Raw genomic sequence first — 10048 nt, 5'->3', positions numbered from 1 at the left:
AACCTTAAATCTAATACTATGAAAAACACAGTGCAAAGGTACGGACTTTTCTGACTTTTGCAAGCTCCGTGTGCGAAAACAGTGTATTTATAACACCCTTTAAGAAAATCTTCTTCGTTTTTCACTTCCTTTTTCATATCTTTGTTCAAAAGCGAAGACTAGTTACATCTTAGCACTAAAAATAAGCAAGCTTATTTTGCATTGCTTTTGGATTACATTATCTTTGTAGAAAAATAATTAAAACGACTTATGCCTGACTATGATTTGATAGCTATATTAGGTCCTACCGCTTCCGGAAAAACTCCTTTTGCCGCGGCACTGGCAAATGTTCTTGACACCGAAATCATCAGTGCGGATTCCCGGCAAATCTACCGTGGCATGGACCTTGGTACGGGTAAAGACCTCATTGACTACACCGTAAATGGAAAACAAATCCCTTATCATCTGATTGATATTGCCGATCCAGGGTACAAATACAATGTTTTCGAATATCAACGTGATTTTCTGACAGCTTACGAGACTATTAAACAAAAAGGGAAATTACCCGTTTTGTGTGGAGGTACAGGGTTATACTTAGAGTCCGTATTGAAAGGATATAAGTTGCTCCCCGTTCCCGAAAATCCGGAACTGCGTGCACAGCTGGCTGATAAGTCTTTGGAAGAATTAACAGGGATACTGCAACAGTATAAGACCTTGCACAACATAACGGATGTGGATACGGCCAAGCGTGCTATCCGTGCTATTGAAATTGAAGAATATTACGCACATACACCGGTAGACGAGCGTACATTCCCCCTACTGAACAGCCTCATCATCGGTGTGGATATAGACCGGGAATTACGTCGCGAAAAGATATCCCGCCGACTGCGCCAACGTCTGGATGAAGGAATGGTGGATGAAGTGCGCCGGCTGATAGAGCAAGACATTCAACCGGATGACTTGATTTATTACGGCCTGGAGTACAAGTATCTGACGCTCTACGTCATTGGCAAGCTGACTTACGAAGAGATGTACCGGGAACTGGAAATCGCCATTCACCAGTTTGCCAAACGGCAGATGACCTGGTTCCGGGGGATGGAACGCCGCGGATTCACCATTCACTGGATGGATGCCGGGCTGCCGATGGAAGAAAAGATTGCTTTTGTACAAACGAAACTCAAAGGGAATTAGTATCTTTGGAGCAGCAAAGACGAAGCCTGGGAGGGTAACTAATGATTATGTAGGACTTTACTAAGAGATAACAATATGAGCGTAGAACCCGAAAAGTGGGGAGTGATATATAACCCCAAAGCCGGCACACGAAAAGTGCAGAAACGGTGGAAAGAAATAAAAGAATATATGGACAGCAAAGGCGTGTCTTATGACTACGTGCAGTCCGAGGGGTTCGGATCAGTGGAACGTTTGGCCGGTATTCTTGCCAATAACGGATACCGCACAATTGTCATTGTAGGTGGTGACGGTGCACTGAATGATGCGATTAACGGCATTATGTCGTCCAATGCGGAAGATAAAAGAGAAATCGCCATAGGCATCATTCCGAACGGTATCGGGAATGACTTTGCCAAATACTGGGAAATGACCTCGGAATACAAAGATGCGGTGGATTGTATCATAAACAACCGTCGCCGGAAAATCGATGTCGGCTTCTGCAATTATTACGACGGCGAGAAACACGTTACCCGCTATTTCCTCAATGCCATCAATATCGGTTTAGGAGCCCGCATTGTGAAAATCAGCGACCAGACCAAACGTTTCTGGGGAGTGAAATTCTTGTCTTATCTCATGGCACTCATTTCGCTTTTCTTTGAACGCAAGCTTTACCGGATGCACCTCAAAATAAACGGAGAGCATATCCGCGGACGTATCATGACGGTTTGCATCGGTAGTGCATGGGGATATGGACAAGTTCCCAGTGCCGTTCCCTACAATGGCTGGCTCGATGTATCCGTGATCTACCGCCCGGAATTGCTACAACTTGTATCAGGCTTGTGGATGTTACTTCAAGGACGCATATTAAACCATAAAGTCGTAATGCCTTACAGGACACAGAAAGTGAAAGTACTGCGTGCACAAAATGCCTCTGTCGATCTGGATGGACGCCTCCTCGACAGACACTTCCCATTGGACATCGGCATCATGCATGAGGCAATCACCTTGATTATACCCAACTAAAATAAACGATTAACGTAAACACCAAATACTTATGTTAGAATTAAAAAATAACCCTGCCGGAAATTTCTTTTTATTGGCAGGTCCTTGTGTGATTGAAGGGGAAGAAATGGCAATGCGCATTGCCGAACGTGTGGTAAATATCACTGAGAAACTACAGATTCCCTACGTCTTTAAAGGTTCTTATCGCAAGGCAAACCGTTCACGCCTGGACTCATTTACAGGAATAGGTGATGAAAAAGCGCTGAAAGTATTGCAGAAAGTACATGATACGTTTGGCGTACCCACAGTTACAGATATTCATTCTGCCGAGGAGGCTGCCATGGCTGCCGAATACGTGGACGTACTACAGATTCCGGCATTTCTTTGCCGTCAGACGGACATTCTGATAGCTGCCGCAAAGACAGGAAAGGTAGTAAATATTAAAAAAGGACAGTTCCTCTCCCCTCTTGCCATGCGCTTCGCTGCAGAAAAGGTAGTGGAAGCCGGCAATAAGGAGGTAATGATCACCGAACGTGGAACGACTTTCGGATACCAGGACCTCGTCGTAGACTATCGTGGAATACCGGAGATGCAAACTTTCGGTTATCCGGTTATTCTGGACGTCACCCACTCGCTGCAACAACCTAATCAGACAAGCGGAGTTACAGGCGGTATGCCACAGCTCATTGAAACTGTAGCCAAAGCCGGTATTGCCGTAGGTGCCGACGGATTGTTTATTGAAACACATGAGCATCCCGAAATAGCTAAGAGCGATGGTGCCAACATGCTGAAGCTGGATCTGCTGGAAGGATTGCTGACAAAGTTAGTACGGATAAGAGAGGCTATAAAAGGATAAGTTCACTCTTGTAAAGTACACTGAGATAAATGGGAATTTAGCAAGTTTTGCCGCTAGATTCCCATTTGTGTAAAAAAACAATCCTCCTCTTGTGATTTCTTTTTCTGCCTTTCGACAAATAGAGCAAGAAACAATTTTAATATTCATTCATATGAAACATTCATTTCGTAGTTTATTGGTGGTAGCATTCGTTTTATGCGCCAGTTTCCAACAAGCGGTAGCACAACAAATGCAGTTTCCGCCTCTTCCCGTGGACAAGAATGTCCGTATCGGCCAATTAGACAATGGCCTGACGTATTACATCCGTCATAACAAATTACCCGAAAACCGGGCTGAATTCTATATTGCCCAGAAAGTAGGTTCCATCCTCGAAGAGCCGCAACAACGTGGCCTTGCTCACTTTCTGGAGCACATGGCTTTCAATGGCACAAAGAATTTCCCCGGCGACGACAAAGGTCTCGGCGTTATCCCCTGGTGTGAAACTGTGGGTATCAAATTTGGAACAAACTTAAATGCCTATACCAGCATAGACGAAACCGTCTATAATATCAGCAATGCCCCGATAGACCGTGCCGGTGTATTGGACTCTTGTTTGCTGGTTCTGCACGACTGGTCCAACTACATTCTGCTCAAAGATGACGAGATAGACAAAGAACGTGGAGTGATCCGTGAAGAGTGGCGTAGCCGTAACAGTGGTATGCTGCGCGTCTATACCGACCTGCTTCCCACTATATATCCGGGCGACAAATACGCAGATTGTATGCCTATCGGCTCTATCGATGTAATCAATAACTTCCCCTACAAAGATATCCGTGACTATTACCACAAATGGTACCGTCCCGATTTGCAAGGTATTGTCATCGTAGGCGACATTGATGTAGACGCTGTAGAAGCCAAACTGAAAACAATATTTGCCGACGTACAGAAAGCGGTAAATCCCGCAGAGCGTGTTTATTATCCTGTTGCCGATAATAAGGAACCTATCGTAGCCATCGGTACGGATAAAGAAGTAGACGATCCGTCTATCGAAGTTTACTTCAAGCAAGATGCAACTCCCGATTCAGAAAAGAACAACGTAGGTTATCTGGCTTCCCAGTATATGACAAGCATGATCACCAGTATGCTGAACGCACGTCTGAGTGAACTGACCCAGAGCGCTAATCCGCCGTTTACCCGTGCATATAGCAGTTATGGTAATTTCTTTGTAGCGAAAACGAAAGAAGCACTCAACCTCTCTGCTTCAAGTAAAGCAGACGGCATCGAAAAAGCCTTGAAAGTCCTGTTACAGGAAGCAGAACGCGCCCGTCGTTTCGGTTTCACAGAGTCTGAATATGCCCGTGCCCGCGCTAACTATCTGCAACGTCTGGAATCTGCATACAATGAGCGTGAGAAGACCAAACACGGTTCTTATGTACGTGAGTATGTACGTAACTTCCTGGATGCCGAACCTATCCCCGGTATTGAAACAGAATATGCCATGATGAACCAGTTAGCTCCTAACCTCCCGGTACAGGCTATAAACATGGCAATCCAGCAACTCGTTCCGGACAGCAACCAGGTAGTTATCATTGCCGGTCCTGAAAAAGAAGGATTAAAATATCCGCAGAAAGAAGAAGTTATTGCTCTGCTGAAAGGCATGAAGAGTCTCGATCTGCAACCGTATGTCGACAAGGTTTCTGATGAACCTCTGATGAAAGAAGCACCGAAAGGCGGCAAAATCGTATCTGAGAAAGAAGGTGAAATCTATGGTAGTACAAAACTTGTTCTGTCCAACGGTGTAACTGTTTACGTCAAGAAAACCGATTTCAAGGCAGATGAGATCCGCATGAAAGGAACTAGTCTGGGTGGCAAATCTCTTTTCCCCGATAAGGATGCACTGAACTTTGCCGTTATGGACAATGTGGTTGCTGTAGGTGGTTTGGGTAACTTCAGTCAGGTAGACCTTACAAAGGTATTGGCCGGAAAGAAAGTTTCTGTTCGTGCCGGACTGGGTGCCACTACTGAAAATGTATTCGGAACTTGTTCCCCGAAGGACTTCGAGACCATGATGCAGTTGACCTATCTCACATTCACCGCTCCCCGCAAGGACATGGAAGCATTCGAGTCTTATAAGAACCGTACAAAGGCTGAACTGGAAAGTGCACAGGCTAATCCGCTTTCTTCTATCAACGACACATTGCAGAAGGCTATGTACAACAACCACCCGCGCGTGGTAATAATGAAACCGGAAATGGTAGATCAGATCGACTATGACCGTATTCTGGAAATGTATAATGACCGTTTCAAAGATGCCAGCGACTTTACATTCTATTTCGTTGGAAACATTGACCTGGAAACAGCCAAGCCGCTGATTGCAGAATATCTGGGTGCATTGCCTGCCATCAATCGTAAAGAGACTTTCAAGGATACCAAGATGGAGATCCGCAAAGGTACATACAAGAACGAATTTGCCAAAGAACAACAAACTCCGATGGCAACTATCGTATTCCTGTATACCGGAAAAACTCCTTATACATTGAAGAATGAAATTCTGTTGAGCTATATGACTCAGGTGCTGAACATGGTTTATACTGAAGAAGTACGCGAAAAAGAAGGTGGTACATACGGTGTAAATTGCATGGGTAGCCTACAGAAGTATCCGAAAGAACAATTGCTGATGCAGATTGTCTTCCAGACCGATCCTGAGAAGAAAGATAAACTAGCCGGTATCGTAGTAGACGAGCTGAAGAAACTGGCAGCAGAAGGACCGTCTGATGTACATTTACAGAAGGTGAAAGAGTACATGTTGAAAAAATACGCCGATAACCAAAAGGAAAATGCATACTGGCTGAACAACCTGAACGATTACTTCTACTATAATATGGATATGACGCAAGGATATACAGATATCGTAAACAGCATCACTGCCAAAGATATCCAGAAGTTTGCAGCCGACTTGCTGAAACAAGGTAATGAGATCGAGGTAACGATGACGGTACCTAAGAAGTGATAATAGGCAAGTGATTAGTGATAAGAACCGTATGTTCACTCATCACTAATCACTGCCTCCTTAATCACCAATTAATCACTAACGACTAATCACTAAAGACATGAATCTATTTCTTGAGCTACGTAAACATGGAAAGTTAGCAGAAAAGCGGCATCCGATGTACGAGAAGAGCAAGTTCGGAAAGTTTTGGATGTACTTCATGAGTGTGTTCTGGGCAGCTTATCTCATATTCTTCGGAACAACTTTCGCCTTTGCTTTCGATGGTGGAGCCAGAGAAGCCTACCATGTAATGAACAGCGGACTCATATTTGTGCTCGCCCTCGACTTTCTTCTGCGCTTGCCTTTCCTGAAGACACCTACACAGGAAGTCAAACCCTACTTACTGCTTCCCGTAAAACGGAGTCGTCTGATTGACTTCCTTCTCCTGCGTTCCGGGCTTAACAGCTTCAATCTGCTCTGGCTCTTCCTGTTTGTTCCATTTGCTATCATCACAGTTACTAAGTTTTATGGAGTGGCAGGTGTGTTGACTTATTGTATTGGTATCTGGCTACTCATCGTATTCAATAATTACTGGTATTTATTGTGCCGTACGTTGATGGACGAACGCATCTGGTGGTTCCTTCTACCGGTAGCCCTATATGGTGGTATTGCTGCTGCACTTTTCATTCCGGACAACAGCCCGATATTTGCCTTTTCAGTCAATTTGGGTGAAGGATTCATCACCGGAAATATACTGACGTTTATCGGAGTTTTGGTAGCCATTGCTATCATGTGGTTCATTAACAGGAGTATCATGCAAAGATTAGTCTATAACGAACTAAACAAGGTAGAAGATACAACCGTACAAGTAAAGACTGTATCCGAATACAAATTTCTGGATCGTTATGGTGAAATCGGTGAATATATCCGGTTAGAGTTGAAGCTGTTGCTTCGTAATAAAGTCTGCAAAAAATCACTCTATAACATCACTGCTGTAGTATTAGCTTTTAGCCTCATTATCAGTTTTTCTGATCTTTATGAGGGAGGGGCACGCGACTTCTTCGTGCTTTACAACTATATCATCTTCGGTATTCTGTTCCTCTCGCCTCTAATGAGCTACGAAGGCAACTACATTGACGGGCTAATGAGTCGTAAAGAATCCATCTATTCGTTACTACGTGCTAAATATATTTTATATAGTCTGGCTCTGATCATTCCGTTTATACTGATGATCCCCGGTATGGTGACAGGTAGGGTATCTGTTTTGCAATGTATCTCATGGCTTGTATTTGTTCCAGGCTGCGTCTATTTCTGCATGTTCCAACTGGCAGTGTACAATAACAAGACCCTCAATCTGAATGCCAAAATGACCGGTCGCCAAAACGTGGGAACAGGATTACAGAATCTTATTTCAGCTGGTGCATTCGGTGTGCCCCTACTACTGATGTTCGGGTTAAAGGTAACGGTTGGCAAAGAAGCTACACCATGGGTACTTATAGGTATCGGTCTTGTATTTATCCTAACTTCAAGATGGTGGTTAAGAAATGTATACCATCGCTTCATGAAGCGCCGGTATAAGAATATGGAAGGATTTCACGATAGTAGACAAAAATAATTACGAATATGATAGAGATAAACAATCTTCAAAAAAACTTCGGCCAAAAGAAAGCCGTAGATATTGAGAAATATGTCATAGAACAAGGTGACATGCTGGGTTTGGTAGGTAACAACGGAGCCGGTAAAACCACCCTTTTCCGCCTGATGCTGGACTTACTGCAAGCAGATCAAGGCACGGTAACCATCAATGATATCGATGTATCCAAAAGCGAAGACTGGAAACAATTCACCAGCGCTTTCATCGATGATGGCTTCCTGATCGATTACCTTACTCCCGAAGAGTATTTCTACTTCATTGGTAAAATGTACGATCTGAAGAAAGAAGAAGTAGATGAACGCCTGCTTCCTTTCGAACGATTCATGAATAACGAGGTTATCGGACAAAAGAAGTTCATCCGTAACTTCTCTGCCGGAAACAAGCAAAAAATCGGTATTATTTCCGCTATGTTGCATCATCCGCAATTGTTGATTCTGGACGAACCGTTCAACTTTCTTGATCCGAGTTCACAATCCATCATCAAGCACCTGTTGAAGAAGTATAATGAAGATCACCATGCCACGGTCATCATTTCAAGCCACAACCTGAACCATACAGTAGACGTATGTCCTCGCATTGCTTTGCTGGAAAATGGTGTCATCATCCGTGACATACAAAATGAACATAACTCAGCAGAGAAAGAACTTGAAGACTACTTCAATATCAGAGTTGAAGAAGAAATTGAGGAAGAACTGGCAGAAACAGTGATTGAAGAAACACCTCTTCAGGAAACAATCATTGAAGAAACTATTGCAGAGGAACCTATTACTGAAGAGCCTTCTGCTCAACCGGAAAAGAAAGAAAAACAGGAATGAAAAAATACTTCTTATATATAGTTGCCCTCATCGGATTGACATTCAGTTTAAGCTCATGCCATACATCAGCGCCCCGGCTCAATTACAAGGCACTGGCAAAAGCTTCTGTCCGCATGGGTGTTGACATAAATATGGAAGATAACCACAAATTGTACATTGCCTCTGCGGAGTGGATGGGTGTCCGCTACCGCGCAGGTGGTGACAACAAGCACGGAGTAGATTGTTCCGGACTGGTATCGCAACTCTATAAAGAAGTATATAATATCCGTTTGGCTAGAAGCACAGATGGTCAACTTAAGGAAAGTAACAAAGTCTCCCGCCGCAATTTGCGTGAGGGAGATTTGGTGTTTTTCACTAGCCGTGCATCCAAGAAGAGGGTGGCACACGTGGGTATCTATCTCAAAAACGGGAAATTTATTCATTCAAGTACCAGCAAAGGAGTTATTGTCAGTAGCCTCAACGAACAATACTATACACAATACTGGCTTTGCGGCGGCAGAGTAAAATAAGAATCTTTTTTCTTCCCCTGTGATTTTTCCTTTCCCTCCCCGACTTATAGTTCAAATGAAACTTTAAAAAGGAAAAACGATGAAAAAGATTTTAAGTATCCTTCTCTTTATCAGCCTTGCGCTGAACAGCAACGCACAATTACTTTGGAAAATTTCCGGTAACGGACAAGAAAAACCCTCATACATTTTAGGTACCCACCATCTGGCATCTCTCAGCATCAAAGATAGCATTGCCGGATTGCCACAAGCCGTAGAAGGTACTACTCAGGTATACGGAGAAGTAGTCATGTCCGATATGATGTCACCCGAGTTTATGCAGGTGATGCAACAAAGTATGATGATGGCAGGCGACACCACTCTCCAGAAACTTTTTACCCCGGAACAATATGAAGTAGTAGGCAAGGTAGTGAAAGAGAACCTGATGGCAGATATAGCCATGTTGGGCAAATTAAAACCCGCTGCCATTACCCAACAACTGACCTTGATATTATGCATGAAGCATCTGGGTGGTTTCAATCCACAGGAGCAATTAGATACTTACTTCCAGCAGCAAGCATTGCAAAGTGGCAAGAAGGTAGGTGGTTTGGAAACCCCGCAATCCCAGTTAGATATGCTCTTTAAAGGTCAGACTCTACAGCGTCAGGCAAACTTACTCTATTGCCTCGTAAGTGACATAGATAAAGCTATGGAACAAACTAAACGTCTCAACAATGCATACAAGACTCAGAACCTGGATGAAATGCTGAAGCTGATGGAAGAACGTGATGGTAACTCGTGCGATCCGCAACCGGGCGAAATGGAAGCCCTGCTGGATAACCGTAACAAAGCATGGATTGAAAAAATGCCTGCTCTCATGAAGGATGCTCCCACCCTCTTTGTTGTTGGTGCAGGCCACCTGCCGGGAACTAACGGAGTCCTGAATCTGCTGAAACAGCAGGGATATACTGTAGAACCTATGAAATAAAAAACTATAAATTCTCTCTTTACTCACATTTTCTGAAAACAAAGAAAATGCAAGATATCGGGTGATTGCAAGTGATTTGTGGTCACCCGCTTTTATAAAAAAAAGGGCGACACTGTCCACAATTTTGTGTA

At 43.7% G+C, this 10048-nt stretch carries 8 protein-coding genes; all 8 read left to right on the top strand.

From position 1 onward, the window contains the following. The first annotated feature begins 249 nt into the window (after positions 1–249). The 8 genes from miaA (at position 250) to BWI44_RS17885 (ending at position 9917) form a co-directional block, all read left to right on the top strand. Positions 250–1170: a tRNA (adenosine(37)-N6)-dimethylallyltransferase MiaA gene (miaA, locus tag BWI44_RS17920; RefSeq protein WP_138291583.1), complete on the top strand. Its 921-nt coding sequence runs from the start codon at positions 250–252 to the stop codon at positions 1168–1170. 75 nt (positions 1171–1245) lie between these two features. Further along, positions 1246–2172: a diacylglycerol/lipid kinase family protein gene (locus BWI44_RS17915; protein ID WP_007666434.1), complete on the top strand. Its 927-nt coding sequence runs from the start codon at positions 1246–1248 to the stop codon at positions 2170–2172. Positions 2173–2203: 31 nt separating this feature from the next. Further along, a complete protein-coding gene (gene kdsA, locus BWI44_RS17910; protein WP_007666435.1) occupies positions 2204–3007 on the top strand; it encodes a 3-deoxy-8-phosphooctulonate synthase in 804 nt (267 codons plus the stop codon). A gap of 151 nt (positions 3008–3158) precedes the next feature. Continuing rightward, positions 3159–5996 (top strand): M16 family metallopeptidase, encoded by a 2838-nt coding sequence (locus tag BWI44_RS17905; protein ID WP_117706698.1) that lies wholly within the window; start codon positions 3159–3161, stop codon positions 5994–5996. A 100-nt stretch (positions 5997–6096) separates the two neighbouring features. Then, complete coding sequence (locus tag BWI44_RS17900) at positions 6097–7590, top strand: DUF5687 family protein (protein ID WP_115502525.1); 1494 nt, start codon at positions 6097–6099, stop codon at positions 7588–7590. Between the two features lie 8 nt (positions 7591–7598). After that, positions 7599–8444 (top strand): ABC transporter ATP-binding protein, encoded by an 846-nt coding sequence (locus BWI44_RS17895; protein WP_286815353.1) that lies wholly within the window; start codon positions 7599–7601, stop codon positions 8442–8444. After that, the gene (locus BWI44_RS17890) at positions 8441–8953 is read left to right on the top strand and encodes a C40 family peptidase (protein WP_118215966.1); all 513 of its coding nucleotides are present in this window, start codon (positions 8441–8443) and stop codon (positions 8951–8953) included. Before BWI44_RS17895 ends, BWI44_RS17890 begins: the two co-directional genes overlap by 4 nt. Before the next feature lie 79 nt (positions 8954–9032). Beyond that, a complete protein-coding gene (locus BWI44_RS17885; protein WP_286815350.1) occupies positions 9033–9917 on the top strand; it encodes a TraB/GumN family protein in 885 nt (294 codons plus the stop codon). Positions 9918–10048: the final 131 nt, after the last annotated feature.

The sequence above is a fragment of the Bacteroides sp. Phil13 genome, assembly GCF_001940965.1.
Lineage (GTDB): Bacteria > Bacteroidota > Bacteroidia > Bacteroidales > Bacteroidaceae > Bacteroides > Bacteroides intestinalis.
This window is presented reverse-complemented; position numbering and strand designations above follow the sequence as displayed.

Excerpts from the sequence above, each read along its gene's own strand:
- BWI44_RS17915 (WP_007666434.1), top strand. The coding sequence starts at position 1,246 with ATGAGCGTAGAACCCGAAAAGTGGGGAGTGATATATAACCCCAAAGCC.
- BWI44_RS17895 (WP_286815353.1), top strand. The coding sequence starts at position 7,599 with ATGATAGAGATAAACAATCTTCAAAAAAACTTCGGCCAAAAGAAAGCC.
- BWI44_RS17900 (WP_115502525.1), top strand. The coding sequence starts at position 6,097 with ATGAATCTATTTCTTGAGCTACGTAAACATGGAAAGTTAGCAGAAAAG.
- BWI44_RS17905 (WP_117706698.1), top strand. The coding sequence starts at position 3,159 with ATGAAACATTCATTTCGTAGTTTATTGGTGGTAGCATTCGTTTTATGC.
- BWI44_RS17885 (WP_286815350.1), top strand. The coding sequence starts at position 9,033 with ATGAAAAAGATTTTAAGTATCCTTCTCTTTATCAGCCTTGCGCTGAAC.
- miaA (WP_138291583.1), top strand. The coding sequence starts at position 250 with ATGCCTGACTATGATTTGATAGCTATATTAGGTCCTACCGCTTCCGGA.
- BWI44_RS17890 (WP_118215966.1), top strand. The coding sequence starts at position 8,441 with ATGAAAAAATACTTCTTATATATAGTTGCCCTCATCGGATTGACATTC.
- kdsA (WP_007666435.1), top strand. The coding sequence starts at position 2,204 with ATGTTAGAATTAAAAAATAACCCTGCCGGAAATTTCTTTTTATTGGCA.